The 18,669-nt window shown below is 39.7% G+C and carries 19 protein-coding genes; 17 read left to right on the forward strand and 2 right to left on the reverse strand.

The features are described 5' to 3' along the window. The first annotated feature begins 153 nt into the window (after positions 1–153). From BLT94_RS06810 to ligA, 16 genes are all read left to right on the forward strand, one after another. The gene (locus BLT94_RS06810; protein WP_092231919.1) at positions 154–939 is read left to right on the forward strand and encodes a motility protein A; all 786 of its coding nucleotides are present in this window, start codon (positions 154–156) and stop codon (positions 937–939) included. Next, a complete protein-coding gene (locus BLT94_RS06815; protein ID WP_092231922.1) occupies positions 929–1,663 on the forward strand; it encodes an OmpA/MotB family protein in 735 nt (244 codons plus the stop codon). Before BLT94_RS06810 ends, BLT94_RS06815 begins: the two co-directional genes overlap by 11 nt. Then, entirely contained in the window at positions 1,632–2,015 is a 384-nt protein-coding gene (locus BLT94_RS06820) for a PilZ domain-containing protein (protein ID WP_092231925.1), read from the forward strand. Before BLT94_RS06815 ends, BLT94_RS06820 begins: the two co-directional genes overlap by 32 nt. Then, entirely contained in the window at positions 1,999–3,465 is a 1,467-nt protein-coding gene (dinB, locus tag BLT94_RS06825; protein WP_092231928.1) for a DNA polymerase IV, read from the forward strand. The genes BLT94_RS06820 and dinB overlap by 17 nt, the downstream gene beginning before the upstream one ends. Before the next feature lie 93 nt (positions 3,466–3,558). Next, positions 3,559–3,849, forward strand: coding sequence for a hypothetical protein (locus BLT94_RS06830; protein WP_092231930.1), 291 nt, complete (start codon positions 3,559–3,561; stop codon positions 3,847–3,849). Positions 3,850–4,027: 178 nt separating this feature from the next. Then, positions 4,028–4,456, forward strand: a complete 429-nt coding sequence (locus BLT94_RS06835; RefSeq protein ID WP_092231933.1) for an Hsp20/alpha crystallin family protein — start codon at positions 4,028–4,030, stop codon at positions 4,454–4,456. 272 nt (positions 4,457–4,728) lie between these two features. Then, positions 4,729–5,472, forward strand: a complete 744-nt coding sequence (locus tag BLT94_RS06840) for a hypothetical protein (protein WP_092231936.1) — start codon at positions 4,729–4,731, stop codon at positions 5,470–5,472. After that, positions 5,453–6,394: a SurA N-terminal domain-containing protein gene (locus tag BLT94_RS06845; RefSeq protein ID WP_092231939.1), complete on the forward strand. Its 942-nt coding sequence runs from the start codon at positions 5,453–5,455 to the stop codon at positions 6,392–6,394. Before BLT94_RS06840 ends, BLT94_RS06845 begins: the two co-directional genes overlap by 20 nt. A gap of 32 nt (positions 6,395–6,426) precedes the next feature. Next, a complete protein-coding gene (gene mgtE / locus BLT94_RS06850) occupies positions 6,427–7,791 on the forward strand; it encodes a magnesium transporter (protein WP_014957698.1) in 1,365 nt (454 codons plus the stop codon). A gap of 11 nt (positions 7,792–7,802) precedes the next feature. Further along, positions 7,803–8,588 carry a DNA repair protein RecO gene (gene recO, locus BLT94_RS06855; protein ID WP_092231942.1) on the forward strand — a complete coding sequence of 262 codons (786 nt, stop codon included), beginning with the start codon at positions 7,803–7,805 and terminating at the stop codon, positions 8,586–8,588. Next, positions 8,578–9,624, forward strand: a complete 1,047-nt coding sequence (locus BLT94_RS06860; RefSeq protein WP_092231944.1) for a GHMP family kinase ATP-binding protein — start codon at positions 8,578–8,580, stop codon at positions 9,622–9,624. Before recO ends, BLT94_RS06860 begins: the two co-directional genes overlap by 11 nt. 25 nt (positions 9,625–9,649) lie before the next feature. Beyond that, the gene (gene glyQ, locus BLT94_RS06865) at positions 9,650–10,531 is read left to right on the forward strand and encodes a glycine--tRNA ligase subunit alpha (RefSeq protein ID WP_092231947.1); all 882 of its coding nucleotides are present in this window, start codon (positions 9,650–9,652) and stop codon (positions 10,529–10,531) included. Between the two features lies 1 nt (position 10,532). After that, positions 10,533–12,608 (forward strand): glycine--tRNA ligase subunit beta, encoded by a 2,076-nt coding sequence (gene glyS, locus BLT94_RS06870; protein WP_092231950.1) that lies wholly within the window; start codon positions 10,533–10,535, stop codon positions 12,606–12,608. A gap of 88 nt (positions 12,609–12,696) precedes the next feature. After that, positions 12,697–12,954, forward strand: a complete 258-nt coding sequence (locus tag BLT94_RS06875; RefSeq protein ID WP_014957693.1) for a hypothetical protein — start codon at positions 12,697–12,699, stop codon at positions 12,952–12,954. Next, positions 12,923–13,690, forward strand: a complete 768-nt coding sequence (locus BLT94_RS06880; protein ID WP_092231953.1) for a nucleoside phosphorylase — start codon at positions 12,923–12,925, stop codon at positions 13,688–13,690. The genes BLT94_RS06875 and BLT94_RS06880 overlap by 32 nt, the downstream gene beginning before the upstream one ends. Then, positions 13,683–15,710 (forward strand): NAD-dependent DNA ligase LigA, encoded by a 2,028-nt coding sequence (ligA, locus tag BLT94_RS06885; RefSeq protein WP_092231956.1) that lies wholly within the window; start codon positions 13,683–13,685, stop codon positions 15,708–15,710. The genes BLT94_RS06880 and ligA overlap by 8 nt, the downstream gene beginning before the upstream one ends. On the opposite strand, the gene BLT94_RS06890 is transcribed toward ligA, so the two are convergent. Next, complete coding sequence (locus tag BLT94_RS06890; RefSeq protein ID WP_175530296.1) at positions 15,705–16,121, reverse strand: YybH family protein; 417 nt, start codon at positions 16,119–16,121, stop codon at positions 15,705–15,707. The two genes, ligA and BLT94_RS06890, sit on opposite strands and share 6 nt — an antisense overlap. A 292-nt stretch (positions 16,122–16,413) precedes the next feature. Next, the gene (gene ftsY / locus BLT94_RS06895; protein WP_245743012.1) at positions 16,414–17,367 is read right to left on the reverse strand and encodes a signal recognition particle-docking protein FtsY; all 954 of its coding nucleotides are present in this window, start codon (positions 17,365–17,367) and stop codon (positions 16,414–16,416) included. 219 nt (positions 17,368–17,586) lie between these two features. On the opposite strand from ftsY, the gene BLT94_RS06900 reads away from it, so the two are divergent. Then, positions 17,587–18,564: a bile acid:sodium symporter gene (locus BLT94_RS06900; RefSeq protein WP_245743000.1), complete on the forward strand. Its 978-nt coding sequence runs from the start codon at positions 17,587–17,589 to the stop codon at positions 18,562–18,564. The last annotated feature ends 105 nt before the right edge of the window (positions 18,565–18,669 follow it).

Here is an 18,669-nt window from a genome sequence, read left to right on the forward strand (position 1 = left end):
TCCTCCTTTTAAACAAGAGAACTAACCGGTCGGCAATCAGAGTACAAGTAAATCTTGACCATGGAAATATTATCATATAGCATGGGCATAAATCGCCATAATAATTATAGTTAAAGGACATGGATATTTTTTGTGAGGATAAAATAATTTAATATGGATATGGCATCTTTTACAGGTATTGTTTCCGGCCTTTCGTTAATCATAAGTGCCATTTATATAGGCGGGGACCTTCACAATTTTGTAAATATCCAGGGATTGATGATTGTCTTTGGAGGAACCATTGCCACCACATTGATCACTTTTCAATTCAAGGATGTGATGGCTGCCTTTAAGGCTGCTTATTTTGTTTTTTCAAAAGACAAGGAAGATCCCAATGAAGCTGTTGAAACAATGATAAAGCTCAGTCATATCAGCAGGCGCCAAGGGCTTCTTGAGCTTGGTAAAATTCAAACCGACTCTCTTTTTTTGAAAAAGGCCTGTGGGCTTCTGGCAGACGGCTCTTCCGAGGAAGTGATCCGGGCGGCACTGACCACGGAAATTAAATCCCTTCAATTGCGACATTTCATTGTTCAGGACGTGTTCAAAAAAATGGGGCTATATGCCCCGGCCTTTGGCATGTTGGGAACATTAATTGGTCTTGTCCAAATGCTCAGCCGTCTCCAGGATCCATCAAAAATCGGTCCGGCAATGGCTGTGGCTTTGCTGACGACATTTTATGGTTCTTTATTGTCCACTTTATTTTTCCTTCCCATTGCGGGGAAGCTGCGATCAAGAACCGTGATTGAAATCATAAATCTTGAAATTAAATTGGAAGGCTCTATTTCAATTATTAAAAACAACAATCCGATTATCATTTATGAAAAACTTTCCAGTTTTATCTCTTCAAGATTACGAAAACCCATAAAGAAAGCAAATTTAAAACAAAAGAATGAGACCTGACATCTATGACAGCATATTTCCTGCCGATTATGATGATGCAACATGGCTTGTGACCTATGCCGATCTTGTAACCATCCTTCTGGTCTTTTTTGTCCTGCTTTATACCCTTTCATTTTTTGAAAAGGAACAATACCGTAAGGCTGTTGAAACCATAAAGGTCCAGGTGGAAGAAAATGAAAACCTGATCGGTTTAATGGAATTGATGGAAATACCGGAAACCGCTGATACACAAATCACTATTGAGGATATTACAGGTCTCCATTCAAGGGAAAAATCATTATTCAAAAACATTACTAAATTTGTACAATCCAGCGGACAAAAACAAAACATTTCATCCAGAATTCTGGATGGCAAAATTATTGTGACCATTAAAGGAAAAGCATTGTTCAATTCTGGCTCAGCCTTTTTGAATAATGCTGCTATTCTTATTTTTGATGAGATCATTCAAATTCTTTACGATTATCCTGAATATAACATTAATATTAAGGGCCATACAGACAACATCCCTATTTCCACACCCATTTTCCCTTCTAACTGGGAACTGTCTGCTATTCGGGCCACCACTGTCTTACAATATCTTGTATTACAAGGAATCCGCCCCCAGCGGCTGACTGCCACCGGATATGGAGACATTATGCCCCTGGTGCCAAACACTTCTGAAGAGAACAGAGCGCAAAACAGGAGGGTCGAATTTGTTCTGGAAAAAAAAGAACCCAGAAACTGACATCATCATTCATGAGTCAGAAGACCAGAGACAATCCTATAGATACAATTTCAAACAGGGTCAAGGGTTTCAAATTACGTTCAAAGAAAAAAAAGTGTGGGTGCTTAATATAAGTGCAGGTGGAATAGCATTTAATAATAATGGTTTTCAGCTGTTTGATTTTGATTTTATTACCTTCACGCTTGATATCCCAAACTTTAAGGGTAATTCGACTTTCTATTCAGGATTGCGGGTATTAAGAATTGACAATAAAAAAATCTGTCACTGTATTTTTGAACACTGCTCACTGGAACAGCATGAACTGATCCACAAATACGTTCTTGAGATGCAAAAAAATGATCTTGCACATTGATATGGATGCATTTTTTGCAGCGGTTGAGCAAAGAGATAACCCGGCTCTTAAAAACAAACCTGTCATTGTGTCCGGCAATTCTAAAAGAAGCGTGGTGTCAACGGCCAGTTATGAAGCGCGAAAATTTGGTATCCGATCTGCCATGCCGGTATTCCAGGCTATGCAAAAATGTGATCACCTGATTATAGTTCCGGCAAATATAAAAAAATATAAGGCTGATTCCAAAAAAATCATGGAAATTCTTTCTGGCTTTTCCCCTTTGGTGGAACCGGTTTCCATTGATGAAGCATATGTTGATATTACCGGTTGTGAAAGGCTGTTCGGCTCGCCACAGGAGATTGCTTGTGCCATAAAAAAAAGAATTTATACACAGCTTTTCTTGACCAGCTCCGTGGGGATTGCTCCTATTAAATTTCTGGCTAAAATAGCGTCTGATATGAACAAACCCGATGGATTGACCATTATTACAAAATATCAGGTAAAAGATTTTATTTGTAATCTGCCCATTCAAAAAGTACAGGGTATTGGAAAAAGCACGATGAAACAGATGGACTATTTACAGATCAAAACCCTTGGGGACATAACAAAATATGATATTGACATATTAAACAGGAAATTCGGAAAAATGGGCCCTCGTCTTTTAGCTCTTGCAAATGGTATTGATCCGTCAAAGGTCAAACCCGATCATACCAGAAAATCTATCTCCAGCGAAACAACTCTTTCAAAAGATGTTTTTGATTTTGAAGAGGTAAAATATGTGATATTGGACAGAGCCCAGACTGTTGGCAAGGATTTAAGACAAAAAAAGCTGGTATGTGAAAATGTATTTATTAAACTGAAATTTTCCGACTTTTCCCAGATCACCAGGAGCAGGAAGCTTGATACATTGATTTGTTCTTCATCAGCCATCTTTAATGAAGCACTTGACCTGTATAAAAAAATCCGGTTAAAAAAGAAAATAAGACTTATAGGTATTGGTGTTACAGGACTCAAAGATAAAGATACCCCGGTCCAGATGCAGCTGATTCAAAATCATGACAGGCAAAAAATACAATGGGAATCGGTGGATAAAGCTGTAGATTCAATATTAAAAAAATTTGGCAATCATATCGTTAAAAAAGCATCATTAAACCAATTATGCCAATCAAACCACAGGAGAAGAAACCACATGAAAAATAAAACTCAGGTAAAGGTGAATATTAAAGGCAGAGTGCAAGGTGTATATTACCGGGCTGAAACAAAAAAAACAGCCGACCGGTTTGGCGTCAAAGGATATGTTAAAAACCTTTCCAATGGATCCGTAGAAGCCGTGTTTCAAGGAGATCAAAAGATAGTCACCCAGATGATCGAGTGGTGCCATCAAGGGCCTTCGGCAGCAAATGTTGAACATGTCCAGGTTGAAAAGACAAAGACTTTATCGAATTTTGAAACCTTTGATATTAGATATTAGCAAATAAAAACAACACACACATTTGACAAATCCGGCAATGTTTGAAATAAAACTACAATTTAAATCATAGCTGGAATGTTAAGGGAGTTACTTTTGACCGGGATAAGTGAAGTTCTTGTTTTAGTACTGCTGATTACCTGTATCTTAATTTTGCCAAGGCTGCTGAAGGGTGAACCTACAAAAAAAAGATCTTCTTCAAAAAAATTAACAAAGCTAAGTACTAAAACAAGGTTCTCAATTATCCTCACCATTATCTATCCCGTGTTTATGGCCCTTTACCTAAAACCATGGAATGACAATTTTATTGCCTATATTTCCTATGGAATTCTTCCTGTTTTTCTTTGCTGGGCAATTGTCTGGGTTCTATCCGGAAAAAACAAATAAGTTTCATCCTCTTTTTAAAATTGATTTTAAATTCATTACTTTTAAGCTATTATTTGTTTTAATAATGAATTCAAAAAACTATCATTATTTATCTTGACGTATTCTATTTCATGATTAAATTTATTTCAAATGAAAGTGAATTTTAAAATATAACACAACCCTAACAGGAGGATTAATAATGAAACTTGTAAGATACAATCCATTTAACGAACCGGCTTTCTGGGGGAATTCATTTAATGACTTTTTTAATGATTCCTTTTTTAAATCAAAAACCAATGGATCATGGTATCCTGCCGTGGACATCCTGAACGAGAAAGACACTGTGGTTCTCAATGTGGAATTGCCCGGTTTGAAAAAAGAAGATATTTGTGTAAATATCGAAGACAGGGTTCTGACCATAAAAGGTGAAAAAAAACTTGAGGGTGAAGAAAAAAAGGACGGCTATTATCGGAAAGAAAGATCATACGGAAGCTTTAAACGATCATTTTCCCTTTCCGATGATATTCTGATTGATGAGGTTGTAGCAGACTATAAAGATGGCGTCCTGAAATTAACCCTGAAAAAAAACACCGCTAAAGAAGAGGTTAAACAGATAACCATTAATTAATTTAAAATTTTCTGGAATCGCCATAGAACAGGGGGGGAGACATTCAGTCTCCCCCTTCTTTTTTAAAGATTGAAAATCTGTGCTATTTTAGTCCGGTTTAGAAACCCTGGCCCTCTGACCTGATCATAATCAGGGCCATGATATTTGTTTTTCATGCGATTCCCTTAATTCTGGGCTTGAATTTTCTTGCACAAATCGGATTGTAATGCTATTTTTGTCAACTTTGTTAAACGGGTCGTTTTTGAATTAAAATTAAGACCGGGATAAAAATATTGACTGATTTTTTAAAAAAGATTTTTATTTGTTGGTTTTTTGTGTGCGCGGCTTTATGCTTTACCGGCTGCAGCGAACAGGAAAAGAAAGCAGCTCCGGAATTTTTAATCAAAACACCATCAATAACACTTACGATTGGAGAGTTTTCAGAAGAGCTTGATCTTAAAAGAGCGGCTTATCCATACAATATTAATAATAACCCGGCAGAATATAATGAGATGGTGATTCATCTTGTAAAAATGCTTTCCCAGGAGATTGTCCTTCTCAGTGCTGCTGCTGATAAAGGGGTAACTGTTACGGACCAGGAGGTTCAGTCTGCCGAAGATGAATTTAAAAAAGATTATCCCGATGACAGTTTTGATCAGCTTTTGTTAAAAAATGCTGTATCTTATTTGTTTTGGAAAAAAAGATTTAAAAAAAATATGATTATGGATAAACTCATTGATCAGGATCTTAAACAAAAAATTGAAATTACATCCCAAGATATTGTGGGGTTTTATCAAAAGCATAGTATTGTCGACATCCAGAACAGTGATGAAAATGCATTGGTTTCAAATCAGATTGAGGATGAAAAAGAACTGGTATCCCTTCTTCGCATGCAAAAGACCCAAGACCATTACGATGAATGGATACAAGCGCTTGAAAAAGACTATCCGGTTAAAATAGATGAGGACAAACTGAAAACTTTGTTAATTGATATTGAAAAAAGCGAGGAAAACAAAAATGAAAAAGATAATGAATAGGCTTGTTTTTTCTTTGGCGATAATAAGTTTTAGCTTTTGTGGATCGGTATCAGCAGATGTTGTCGACAGGATTGTTGCCATTGTGAATAATGATATTGTCACCTTGGTCCAGCTGAATAAAGAGTCTTTGCCATATATAAAAAATATTGAAGCTTCCGGGTATTCGGATGAAAAGAAACAAGAGATGATGCAAGACATCACTAAAAAGATTCTTAACAGGCTGGTTGACAGTTCGTTAACCCAGCAGGAAGCCAAAAAATACAATATTATGGTATCTGATGCCGAGATCGATAATGCTGTGGAAAATTTAAAAAAAGAAAAAGCACTGACCCTGGAAGAATTAGAAAAAGCTTTGGGGCAGGAGGGATTAACTTTAACTGAATATCGTGAAACCATTAAAAAACAGATATTGCAAGCCAGGTTAATAAACTATGCGGTAAAATCAAAAGTGGTGATAACCGAATCTGATATAAAAAAACGATATGAAATTGATGCGGATCAATACTCAGGCAAAAAAAAATATCACTTGAGAAATATCCTTATGGATAATGAGGATGAAATTAAAAAAATTAAAAAACAATTGGATGAAAATAAAGAATTTATCCTCCTTGCAAAACAATACTCAATTGCACCTAATGCATCCGATGGCGGGGATCTTGGAATATTTGATATCCATAACTTTTCTGAAGCGATTAAAGAGCGCATATCCAGGTTGACTAAAGGGGAGCATACAGATTTTATTTCAACTGCCCAGGGATTCCAAATTTTTTATATCCAAGACATTGTTTTGGAGGGTCGCAAAACATATGAGCAAGCCCATGATGAGATTCGCGGAATCCTATACCGTGAACAGGTCGAGAAACAATTCAAGACCTGGCTCGAATCCTTAAAGAAAAATGCTCACATAAAAATTATGCTTTGATTAAGCGTTTGTCGTGTTAAACGGGGAAGACCATGTACAATGAACAGATAAAAATTCTGACAGCCAGTTTAAAAAGACTGTTACGGCGTGGGGCAACCAAACAGTTGCTGAATATTTTAAAAAAAACCCACATGGCTGATCTTTCCACTGCCTTTAAAGAATTGTCTGCAGATAACCGGGAAAGGCTGTTCAGGCTGATGAATGATCCGGAACAGATAGGTCTTCTTTTCTCCATGCTGGATGAGAATATTTTTTTGGAATTTGTAAAAAATGTAGAACTCAGCAAGCTTGTGGATATATTTGATCACATGCCGTCTGATGATGCGGCATCCCTTCTGAACCTTCTGGATGAAGAGCTTTCCGACCAGATTCTTTCAAAAATGCAGAAAGAAGAATCAGACAATGTCGAGCAGTTGATGAGCTATGGTGAAGATACTGCCGGCAGCCTTATGGTTACCGATTTTATCGCATTGGAAGAGGATATGGGGGCAAAACAGGTGATTGAAGCATTACAGAACAAGTATCTGGATGTTGAAATGCCCTTTTATATCTATGTGGTGGATGAATATGGAAAACTTGTCGGGGTCAGTTCTTTACGACAATTGGTTGTTGTACACCCTCAACTGCCTTTAAAAGAATTCATGGCAAAAGATCTGGTTTCAGTAAAACCCTATACGGACAGGGAGGAAGTTGCCCGCCTGGTGTCACGGTATGATTATCTGGCGGTTCCTGTTGTGGATAATGATAACAGGATCGTAGGAATTGTAACGGTTGATGATGTTATTGATATCCTCCATGAAGCCGCAGACGAAGACATCTTGAAAATGGCCGGTGTGGGTGAGGAATATATTGAAACCCAGACTGTTTTCAGGGGAACACGAATTCGTCTGCCCTGGTTGTTTGCAAGTTTTTTGGGTGGAGTTGCCGCATTTTTCATTATCGGAGGATTTGAGGAAAATCTTGTAAAATTCACAAGTCTGGCCGCATTTATTCCTGTTATTATGGGAATGGGTGGAAATATCGGTACTCAGAGTTCCACAATCGTGGTAAGGGGTATTGCCACCGGAAGAATCAACCTCCAGGATTTTTTCAAAGTTGTTTCAAAAGAACTGGCTGTTGGTGTGATTCTCGGAGTCATATACGGGGTTTTCATAGGGGTTATCGCCAAATTAACCTTTGCATCAGAGCCGTTTTCTTTGCCCCTGGCATTTTCCGTGGGGCTTGCCATAATATCTTCCATGTCAATTGCAGCGCTTGTGGGCTCAATGGTTCCGCTTATTTTTGAGAGACTCAATATTGACCCTGCTGTTGCAACCGGACCCTTTGTCACAACTTCCATTGATATTGTCAGTGTGTATTGCTATTTCACGATAGCCGGTCATCTTCTGAATCTTTAGGGCTGTCATCTATGCCGGGTTTCAGTACAGATGCCATATTGCTCAGGAAAATTGAATATGGCGATCATGATTTTATCATCAGTTTTCTGACCCAATCCAAAGGGAAAATATCTGTTATTGCCAAAAATGCGAAAAAGAGTATTAGACGTTTTTCAGGCGCATTGGACCTTTTTTCAGTTAATCATATTCACTGCACTTTTCCTAAAAAAAAAAAAGATGCCCTGATCATATTGTCTCAGACTGATCTTGAACATCCATTTGCAAATATCCGGTATGATGTATTTAAAACAGCCTATGCAAGTTTCTGGGTTGAATTGATTCAGTCATGGCTGGAGGAGGGTAGAGTTCAAAGCGATTTATATGACTTGCTGCTGTTTTCTCTTGATGTGTTAAATACCGGAAGTTTGTCAGGAGAAGTTGCAAGCCTTCTTTTCCAGATCAGATTTATGAGCATATCCGGGTTCTCTCCCAATATTGAAATTTGTGCTGTGTGTAAAACACCGGTTGATTTGATGGAACAAAAAAATGTTCGATTTGATTTCAAAGAAGGTCGAATTATTTGTCAAAATTGTGTTAAAAAAAGATCAAAATATGGTATGACGGTTTCAAAAGGCACATTAAAACAGCTTTTTTGGATAAACAACAATGATATTAACAGGGCTGACAGAATAAAATTTTCAAGCTTTGCTATAAAAGAGGGTGAAATGCTTTTAGAAGCCTTTATTTCCTTTCATATTGGAAGGGAGTTTAAAAGTTTACAATTTCTCAGGCGGTTAAGACAGGAAAATGAATTTTAAAAAAATACTTGAACATCAAAAAATACATGCATCCGTACCATGCAGGGTGGATTTGGGTGGTACACTGGATATCAGTACATTTTATCTGCCAATGAATCACATGTCGCCATCAACTTTTAATATAGCCCTTGACCTTAGAACAGTTGTTTGGCTTTCCCCATGGCAAAAAGGATATGTCAAGGTCTCATCCAGGGGGTTTGAAGCTGCGGTTTTTAAAAAAGACGAAGCACCTTTCAATCATCCCATGGGGCTTATGTTTGCCGTGGCAAAGTATTTTGACGCACATGGGGTTCATATCCATATCGAATCTGCTTCACCTCCCAAAAGTGCCCTGGGAGGATCGTCTGCTGCTGCGGTGGCAATTATAGCTGCATTTTTTAAAGCGCTTGGCAACCCCATTGATCCAAAACAGATTGCCTGGCTTGCCCATTATACGGAAGCCAGTGTGGCCGGGGTTCCATGCGGAATGCAGGACCAGCTTGCAGCAGCCTTTGGCGGGGTAAATCAATGGACCTGGAAAATGGGAAAGGGTTCACCTGAATTTGAACAAAATCCTGTATTTGAAACCAACCAAGATATTGAACAATTTAATTTGAATATACTCATTGCTTATTGCGGAATTCCCCATGTATCAAAAGAGATTAATCAACAATGGGTTAAATCTTTTGTTTGCGGTGAAACAAGATTGATTTTTGAAAAAATTGCAGATTTGACAAAAAATTTTTCAAAGGCTGTAAAGAACAAAAATTTCAAGGCAGCAGCCGAGTTTATGAATCAAGAGACAAAACTAAGACTTGAAATGACACCTGATGTGCTTGACAATACCGGGAAAAAATTGTTTGAAAAAGCTGCAAATTGTGACTGCGGTGCAAGGTTTACCGGTGCTGGCGGCGGCGGGTGCCTTTGGGCTGTCGGCGAAGCTTGGGATATTCAACATTTAAGATCCGTATGGCAGGAAATTCTTGAACCTGTTGAAGCTGCAAAAATTCTTGACACAAAAATTGAAACCAAAGGTATTATCATACATAAACCATAAATTTTTATAAAAAAAGTGGAGTAAAATGAATTTTCAAGATGTAATTTTAAACCTGAATAATTTCTGGGCTCAGCGGGGTTGTGTTCTCATACAATCCTATGACATGGAAGTGGGAGCGGGAACCTTTCATCCCACAACTTTGTTAAAGGCTCTGGGACCGGAACCCTGGAAAGTGGCCTATGTACAGCCGTCAAGACGTCCTACAGACGGGCGCTATGGAGAGAACCCGAACCGGCTTCAGCATTATTACCAATACCAGGTTATATTAAAACCTTCTCCGGCTGATGTTCAGCAATTATACCTGGAATCCATGAAAGTTCTGGGTGTTGATCCTCTTGAACATGATATCAGGTTCGTTGAAGATGACTGGGAATCTCCTACTCTTGGAGCTTCAGGCCTTGGATGGGAAGTCTGGCTGGATGGCATGGAAGTCACCCAGTTTACCTATTTTCAGATGACAGGAAGCGTGGAAGTCAAACCCGTGTCTGTTGAACTGACCTATGGCCTTGAGCGAATCTGCATGTACCTGCAGGGTGTGGACAATGTATTTGATCTCAAATGGAACAATGACATCACCTACAGGGATGTATATCACCGGCAGGAAGTCGAACAATCCACCTATAACTTTGAAATTGCGGATGTGGATCTTTTGTTTGATCTGTTTAAAAAATATGAGACCGAAGCTCATAAGATCATCAAACATGGACTGGTTGTGCCTGCCTATGAATATTGCCTGAAATGTTCCCATACTTTTAATCTCCTGGATGCACGGGGGGCCATAAGCGTGACGGAAAGAACCGGGTACATTAAACGGATCAGGGATATTGCACGGGCTTGCTCCAAAGCATATATCATACAAAGAGAAGAAATGGGACATCCGCTATTGAACAGGGGAGGGGAAAATTAAAATGAATACACTTTTAATTGAAATTGGCAGTGAAGAGATCCCGGCCGGTTATATTATCCCTGCATTGGATGCCTTTAAGGAAAACATCCTTTCAGCTTTGGATAAATCAAGAATTGATCATGGTATTGCCCATACCCTGGGAACCCCAAGGCGTCTTGCATTAATAATTGAAGATCTGGCAGATATGCAGACTGCACGCACATCAACCATTACAGGTCCCCCCGAAAGAGTCGGATTTGATGAAAACGGCAATCCAACTCTTGCTGCTGAAAAATTTGCATCCAAAGCCAGGGTGGCAGTGGATCAAATCAAAGTGGAAGAAACCCCAAAAGGAAGATACCTGACCGCAGTTATAGAAGAAAAATGCGAATCTTCGGTCTCTATCCTGGAATCTATACTTGAATATGAAATTTTATCCATTCCTTTTCCAAAACGCATGAAATGGGGAGACCTTTCCGTCAGTTTTGCCCGGCCCATAATTTCACTGGTCGGACTTTTGGGGGATAAGATTCTTGATTTTAAAGTGGGAAATATAAAATCCTCTCCTCGAATCTTCGGGCATCCATTCATGTGTCCGGGTAAACATAAAATTGAATCAGCAGATGATTATATAGCAGTTGCTGAAAAAGCAGGTGTGGTTCCTGATATTGAGAAGAGAAAAGAGCTGCTGACAAATGCCATTGAAGCCTGTGCAAAAGAGCATCACTCCCACATCCTTGAGGATGATGAATTGATTGATATTGTTACAAACCTTGTGGAATATCCATTCCCTGTTGTTGGTGGCTTTGATGAACAATTTCTTGAAGTACCTGATGAGGTATTGATTACTGCCATGAGAGAACACCAGAAATATTTTGCTCTTGTGGATGGAAAAGGCAATTTGAAACCTTTGTTTATTGCGGTTAACAATACTAAAGCAAACGATATGCAGCTTGTGGCAAGAGGTCATGAAAAAGTATTGCGGGCAAGGCTGTCCGATGCAAAATTTTTCTATGAAGTGGATTGCAAGTCTTCATTGGATGAATTTGCCCAAAAGCTTAAAAACGTAACCTTTCAGGAAAAACTGGGAACAGTGTATGAAAAAACGCTGCGGATCGGAACTCTGGTTGAATATCTTGCCATGGTTTCATCTTATGAGGATAAAGAGACGCTCAAGCAGAATGTCGCAAGGGCGGCACAGATCTGCAAGGCAGACCTTGTCAGTCAGGTGGTGATTGAATTTACAAAACTCCAGGGAATTATCGGCAGGGCTTATGCACAAAAAGCCGGTGAACAACAAGATGTTGCCCTTGCCATTGAACAGCACTACAGACCGGTCTATTCCGGCGGAAAACTGCCTGAAAACCCGACAGCCTGTCTTTTGGCAATTGCAGATAAACTCGATACCATTTGCGGGTGTTTTTCAGTGGACCTTATCCCCACCGGCGGAGCTGACCCTTATGCATTGAGGCGCCAGGGAATTGGTATCATCCAGATTATGCTGGAAGAAAATCTGGACGTCTCTTTGACAGCCATGATTGATAAAGGGCTGGAAGCGTATATGGATGATGCCGCTAAAAGAGAAGAGACTGCTTTGAAAATCAAAGATTTTTTCAAAAACAGAATGATCAATATTTTAACTGATATGGGCTTTTCAAAAGAAGCTGTGAATTCTGCACTCTGGGCATCTTTTGACAATATACCTGATGTTGTTTTAAGGGTCAGGGCACTGGATTCTTTGAGAAAAGAGCCGGACTTTGAACCTCTTTCCATTACCTTTAAAAGGGTTGGAAATATTCTTAAAAAAACTGCAGGAACAGAGGATGTGTCCGTGGATCAGAATCTTTTTGAAGATCCTTCGGAAAGTGCGTTGTTCAGTGCCACAAATGAAGTGAGTCAGCTTGTCAATGATTTGATTCAAGAGGGAAATTATGATACAGCACTCTCGCATATTGCCACTTTGAGACCCAAGGTGGATTCTTTTTTTGATGATGTAATGGTCATGGCAGAAGATACAAAATTAAGACAGAACAGGATCGCATTATTGTCATCAGTGTCCGGCTTGTTTGAAAATATTGCGGATTTTTCCATGATTTAATATTAACAGCAGTGATTTAATATTAACAGCAACGATTTAATATCTTAAAGCAGTGATTTGAAACTTGAAAGCAGTGGAGGAAAGAGTTATGGCAGGATATGATCCTGAAAAGGATAAAAAATTAAAAGAGTGGAAAAATGAAGAAACAGGACTTCTCATTTCGATCCATCAGTATGGAGAAGGAGAACCAAAAGTCCAGCTGGGCCCCAGAATTCTGAAAAAAAAAGACGGATCTGACAGGGCACCTTCAAAGGCGGGTCGGCTTTCCATTGAAGACATTATGTGGGTGTATGATATTATTGATGAGGTAAAGGATGAATTATCCGACCTGGTCGGACCTGAATAATGAATCCATAGTTCCGCCTCTGGGGTCATACAGATCTCATGATATAGGTTCTGTAGCGGTGATGATCAGTTGTGAGCCGGATCTTCGTTTCATTAAATCAAATGTTGCAATTGCAAAGGCGGTTCCTTTTTTTACAAGTACCCTTATGACCCTTAACGGATCTCATAAGGGTGCTTGCATTACCGGGCCTTTTATTGGTGCGCCTTATGCTGCAATGCTGCTGGAATCCTTAATTGCCAAAGGTGCGGATAAGATTGTTGTCGTTGGATGGTGCGGGGCTGTGACAGATCAGTTTGACGTGGGAGATATCATCCTGCCTTCTATGGCCATTGTGGATGAGGGAACCTCTGCCAATTACAAGGTTCTGGATAAAAATATGCCTCATTCAATTCCTGATGTGGCTTTGACTGATCAATTGGCAGATCAACTGACTGCTGAAGGGATTGATTTTAAAAGGGCAACCATATGGACCACGGATGCCATTTACAGGGAAACGCACAACAAAGTGGCGTATTTCAGACAACTGGGGGCAAGGGCTGTTGAAATGGAATGTTCCGCCCTGTTTTCTGTTGCAGAGTATCGAAAGGTCGGCATTGCCGGACTCCTTATTGTGTCAGACAGTGTTGCGTCAAAAGACTGGGACCCAGGATTCAGGAAAAAACAATTTAAACGGGCAAGGCAGAACGCCTGTAAATCCGTTATGACCTTTGCAAAGGCCTTGTGTGAAAATGAATGAAGCCATAAAAAAAGAAGCCCGACAACTGCAAAAACAATTAACCGATCACAGCCATCGGTATCATGTCCTGAATAATCCGATTATTTCAGATTTTGAATATGATATGATGCTCAAACGGCTCATTGAAATTGAAGATGAATTTCCTGAGTTGTCTGTTCCGGATTCACCGACCAAAAGGATAGGGGCGCCGCCTCTGGCTTCATTTGAACAGGCCCCCCATTCCATTCCCATGTTGAGTCTGGACAATGCATTCAATAATCAGGATGTTGCGGAGTTTCACAACAGAATTGTCAAAAATCTAAACAGGGAAGACATTTTCTACATTGCCGAGCCCAAGTTGGATGGCGTTGCCGTGGAATTGACATATGAAAACGGGATACTGGTTCAGGCCACCACCCGGGGCGATGGTATCATTGGTGAAGTGATCACACAAAACGTCAGGACCATCAGGTCTGTTCCGTTAAAATTGCATGGGGAAAACAGCGAACTGCCCTCCCTGCTTGAAGTCAGGGGTGAGGTGATCATCAGAAAGTCTGATTTTGAGCGATTAAATAAACTTCGTCTGGAAAATCAAGAACAGATTTTTGCCAACCCGAGAAATGCAGCAGCAGGGGCTTTGCGGCAATTGGATTCAAAAATAACCGCCCAAAGGCCTCTGGATATTTTCGTGTACGGAACAGGCCTTGTGCAGGGGCTGTCGTTTCAACGCCAGTCTCAAATGCTGGAGGTACTCAAAGGCTTTGGGTTTCCGGTCAACCCTCATATTAAAACCGGGATCACCCTGGACGGGGTGTTAAAATTTTATAAAAAACTGGAAGCCTTGAGAGACGGTCTTGCCTATGAAATTGACGGTATGGTGATCAAGGTGGATGATATCTTATCACAACGGCAATTGGGCGAAAAAATTAAAAGCCCGAGATGGGCCATTGCCTATAAATTTCCTGCCATGCAAAAAACCACTACCATAAAGGACATTATTGTTCAGGTCGGCAGAACCGGGACCCTGACTCCTGTCGCAATATTGGAAAGTGTCAATATAGGCGGAGCAATGGTCTCAAGGGCAACCTTGCACAATGAAGATGAAATAAAAAGAAAAGATATCAGGATTGGAGATAAAGCTCTTGTGATGAGGGCAGGGGACGTCATTCCCAAGGTGGTAAAAGTCATTGAATCTGAAAGAACAGGAGATGAAGTTCCCTTTGAAATGCCGGATCACTGCCCGGTCTGCCACAGTAAAATTGAAAAATTTAAACTGGATAAATCCTGTATTAACAAGTGTGTCAATGCATCCTGCCAGGCCCAGTTAAAAGAGAGGATCAAACATTTTGTTTCCAAAAAGGCCTTTGATATCGAAGGGTTTGGAAAAAAGAGTGTTGACCAATTGGTGGATCAAGATATGATCAGATCTTTTGCAGATGTTTTTTTGCTTAAAGCGGAAAAACTTGCAGATCTTGATAGGATGGCTGAAAAATCGGCAACCAATCTGGTTGTATCAATAGAAAAATCAAAAAAGATCTCTTTAAGACGGTTTGTTTATGCCCTGGGAATTGATCATACAGGAGAAAATGCAGCAAAACTGATTTCAGAACAATTTTCCACCCTTGATGATATCATGGCAGCGTCTGAAAGAGACTTGGAACGCATACACGGAATCGGTCCTGAAACAGCTCTTGCCGTGCATAAATTTTTTTCAAACCTGGAAAACAGGGCTATTCTCGAACAGATTTTACGTTTAGGTGTCATGATCACCAATGATCAATCCTCACAGTCGGGATTAAAGGATAACCCGTTTAACAATAAACGAATTGTACTGACCGGCACATTACAGACCATGACACGCAGTGAGGCCAAAAAACAGCTTGAAAAACTGGGCGCAGGCGTTACATCAAGTATCAGTTCAAAAACCGATTTTTTAATTGCAGGTGAAAAAGCAGGCAGCAAGCTTGAAAAAGCTCAAAAATTGGGCGTTGCAATACTGGATGAGAACGGTTTTGTTGCCTTGCTCAAAGACTGCTTATAAATGCAGGGGCAGTCTTTTATCATCAATTTCAATGGTTGTTTTTGTATATGTCAGCTTATTGATGATTTTTCCGTCCTGAAAATGAATCACATCAACCCCTTTCCTTATTTCCGGCTTGTCTTCAAACCCAGGTTCGGTTGAGGGCCATTCAAGAACCCATCGATAGAGAACTTTCTGGTGCTGCTCGTCAATGAATGTTTCCTGTTCAAGAAACCTGAAGTTACCATGGTTGATAAACCATGGTTCCCAGGCTTTCCTGAGTGCTTTGACGCCTTTTATACAGGCACCTGTCCAGTTTTCAAAAAAAATGTCATCATGAAAAAATGTCATGACCAGATCAAGGTCATGTCTTGCCCAGGCATGGTTCCATCCTCGTAACAGCTGTTTGATTTCATTGCGTGTCAGTTTCATTTTTTCACCTATAACCCCGTTGGTTAAGTCTGTGGCATACTTTCTTAATCGGTGGAGTCTTTGATCCATTACCAGTCAATATGCCGTATGCTTCATTTGTTATGCTGTGAAGCCACCTTGCCCACTCTTACTGTCTGAAATACTGGGTTTTTTGTCAAGATATTATATGAAAACCTTTGTAAATCCAGTATTTGCTTTCAATTTTTATTGTGGTCAAACCAAGGAGAAATACCAGGTATGCCTGTGTCAGTTTTTAAAAAGATTTGGGGTTGCCAAAGCGGTATAAAAGATTTTAATCAAATAACGCAGTAACAAAGCGACTTGCATCAAATTCCTGAAGATCTTCTATCTGCTCTCCCACACCAATATAGGTTATCGGCAGTTTCATGGTGCTTGAAATAGCCGCGACAATACCGCCTTTGGCAGTGCCGTCAAGTTTTGTCAGGGCAATCTGGGTGAGTTCAACAGCCTGGTTGAACAAGGTTGCCTGGGAAATGGCATTTTGACCGGTGGTCGCATCAAGAACCATCAATACCTCATGGGGAGCCCCCGGCATTTTTTTATTAACGGAGCGCTTTATCTTTTTAAGTTCTTCCATCAGGTTCTTTTGTGTATGAAGTCTGCCGGCCGTATCAATTAAAACAATATCAATATCCCTGGCAATGGATGCTTCAACCGCATCATAGGCAACGGCTGCCGGATCAGCTCCTGCCTTATGTCTGACAATGGAGGAATTGGACCGGTCTGCCCAGATTTCCACTTGTTCTATTGCAGCGGCCCTGAAGGTGTCTGCTGCTGCAATGAGGACTTTTTTTCCCTGGGATGTGAACTTCATTGCAAGCTTTCCCAAGGTCGTTGTTTTGCCGGTTCCATTAACGCCTACAACCATTATGACATGGGGTTTTGTGACTGGTTTTTCTTTTGCTGCATCTGACGTGTCTGTTGAAGTATCTGTTGAAGTATTTGGGAACAGGTCAATCAATTCTTCTTTTAAAACCTGTTTGAGTTCTTCAGCAGAGGAAAGTTTTTTGGACTTTTTCTTTATTCTTTCCATCATCTCCATGGTAATATCAATCCCAAGATCAGATGTGATCAACAGCTCTTCTAATTCTTCAAACAGCACTTCATCAATGGCCTTGCCAGGACCAAATAATTCATTTATGTCAGTGGTCAGAACCTTCCTTGTCTTTGCCAGTCCGGTTTTCAGTTTTGAAAAAAAACCTTTTCCCTCTTTTTTATTCTCCACCAATTTTGTTGCTCCTTAAATTTGATTTTGTTTGTATGCTCTTTACCATTTTTATTGAATCAGAATCAAGGATTGTCCCTGAGAAAACTTAAAGCAAATATTGACTCAAATCCAAATTTATCATAGGTATCCCTATCTATTTTAACCGTTCAACTTTTGGAGTTGATACATTTAGGTTGGCTTAGGCCAAAAGTTGAGTTACAGAAAAGAAAATTTTTTATGATGCAGACAATTAAAAAACAATGGTTTTTATTCAGTCTGGTTCTTGTTTTTGTTACCGTTATTTTTGATCAATCAGACAGCCTGGTAAAAATAGGGATATTTTTAAAGGACAATAACTGCCCTGAAGGCATGATATTTTTAATTTTTATCATTTCAGGTCTTTTGATAGAAAGTGATCAGATAAAAGCTGGAATTAAAGATATCAAATCTACAGTTTTGGCTTTGACGGTCATCATCCTTATTGCCCCCATGGCTGCCGGGTTGCTTTGCCTTTTCCCCATTGATACCGGTGTGGCCGTCGGGCTTTTCATTGTAGCGGTAATGCCCACAACCTTGTCTTCCGGGATTGTAATGACAGGTGCTGCAGGAGGCAACATGGCCCACGCCCTTTTTGTTACGATTCTATCTAATTTTATCGGTATTTTTTCCATTCCCATTATCCTTTCTGTTCTTTTATCATTTCTTCACCAGGAAAAGGAACTGGTGATTGATCAGGGAGCAATTATAAGCAAATTGATCCTGCTGGTTCTTTTCCCTCTGATGATAGGAATAGTGGCAAGGGCCAAGGTGTTTAACTCTGAAACATTGGATAAATTCAAGCTGCAGGTTATAAACCAGTGGATGATTATCGGTATTGTTTTTATTTCCCTTGCAGGGGCAAAGCAGGTACTTTTAGGCAAAGGGCCGGCTTTTTTTTCTATATTGATTGTGGTAAGTGTTTTTCACTTGATGCTTTTGGGAGTATCTTTTTTGCTTGTAAAGATTTTCCGGGTTGAAAAAGGCCGTTGTGAAAGTATTATTTTTATGGGATCACAAAAGACCTTAGCCTTATCGGTAATGATCCAGGTGACCTATTTTAATGAATTTGGAATTGCCTTGCTGGTGTGTGTCAGTCATCACATTGTTCATTTGATGATTGACGGGTATTTGAGTGTGAAGATGAACCGTCGTATTCAGGCAAAAAAACATTCATGAGACTTTACTTTCCATCAGTCTGTGGTTAAAACTACAGTATTTATATTGTTTTTTTTATAAGAAAGTCTTAAAAAATTTATACAGAGATTTTTATTATTTGTTGTG

Source organism: Desulfobacula phenolica, from assembly GCF_900105645.1.
GTDB lineage: Bacteria > Desulfobacterota > Desulfobacteria > Desulfobacterales > Desulfobacteraceae > Desulfobacula > Desulfobacula toluolica.

What these genes read in the sequence shown, in the direction of transcription:
- BLT94_RS06860 (WP_092231944.1), top strand. Translation starts at nt 8,578, where the DNA reads ATGAATTTTAAAAAAATACTTGAACATCAAAAAATACATGCATCCGTA.
- BLT94_RS06890 (WP_175530296.1), bottom strand. Translation starts at nt 16,121, where the DNA reads ATGAAACTGACACGCAATGAAATCAAACAGCTGTTACGAGGATGGAAC.
- ligA (WP_092231956.1), top strand. Translation starts at nt 13,683, where the DNA reads ATGAATGAAGCCATAAAAAAAGAAGCCCGACAACTGCAAAAACAATTA.
- glyQ (WP_092231947.1), top strand. Translation starts at nt 9,650, where the DNA reads ATGAATTTTCAAGATGTAATTTTAAACCTGAATAATTTCTGGGCTCAG.
- BLT94_RS06900 (WP_245743000.1), top strand. Translation starts at nt 17,587, where the DNA reads ATGATGCAGACAATTAAAAAACAATGGTTTTTATTCAGTCTGGTTCTT.
- BLT94_RS06815 (WP_092231922.1), top strand. Translation starts at nt 929, where the DNA reads ATGAGACCTGACATCTATGACAGCATATTTCCTGCCGATTATGATGAT.
- BLT94_RS06845 (WP_092231939.1), top strand. Translation starts at nt 5,453, where the DNA reads ATGAAAAAGATAATGAATAGGCTTGTTTTTTCTTTGGCGATAATAAGT.
- BLT94_RS06810 (WP_092231919.1), top strand. Translation starts at nt 154, where the DNA reads ATGGATATGGCATCTTTTACAGGTATTGTTTCCGGCCTTTCGTTAATC.
- BLT94_RS06880 (WP_092231953.1), top strand. Translation starts at nt 12,923, where the DNA reads ATGAATTATCCGACCTGGTCGGACCTGAATAATGAATCCATAGTTCCG.
- BLT94_RS06875 (WP_014957693.1), top strand. Translation starts at nt 12,697, where the DNA reads ATGGCAGGATATGATCCTGAAAAGGATAAAAAATTAAAAGAGTGGAAA.
- BLT94_RS06835 (WP_092231933.1), top strand. Translation starts at nt 4,028, where the DNA reads ATGAAACTTGTAAGATACAATCCATTTAACGAACCGGCTTTCTGGGGG.
- dinB (WP_092231928.1), top strand. Translation starts at nt 1,999, where the DNA reads ATGATCTTGCACATTGATATGGATGCATTTTTTGCAGCGGTTGAGCAA.
- recO (WP_092231942.1), top strand. Translation starts at nt 7,803, where the DNA reads ATGCCGGGTTTCAGTACAGATGCCATATTGCTCAGGAAAATTGAATAT.
- glyS (WP_092231950.1), top strand. Translation starts at nt 10,533, where the DNA reads ATGAATACACTTTTAATTGAAATTGGCAGTGAAGAGATCCCGGCCGGT.
- mgtE (WP_014957698.1), top strand. Translation starts at nt 6,427, where the DNA reads ATGTACAATGAACAGATAAAAATTCTGACAGCCAGTTTAAAAAGACTG.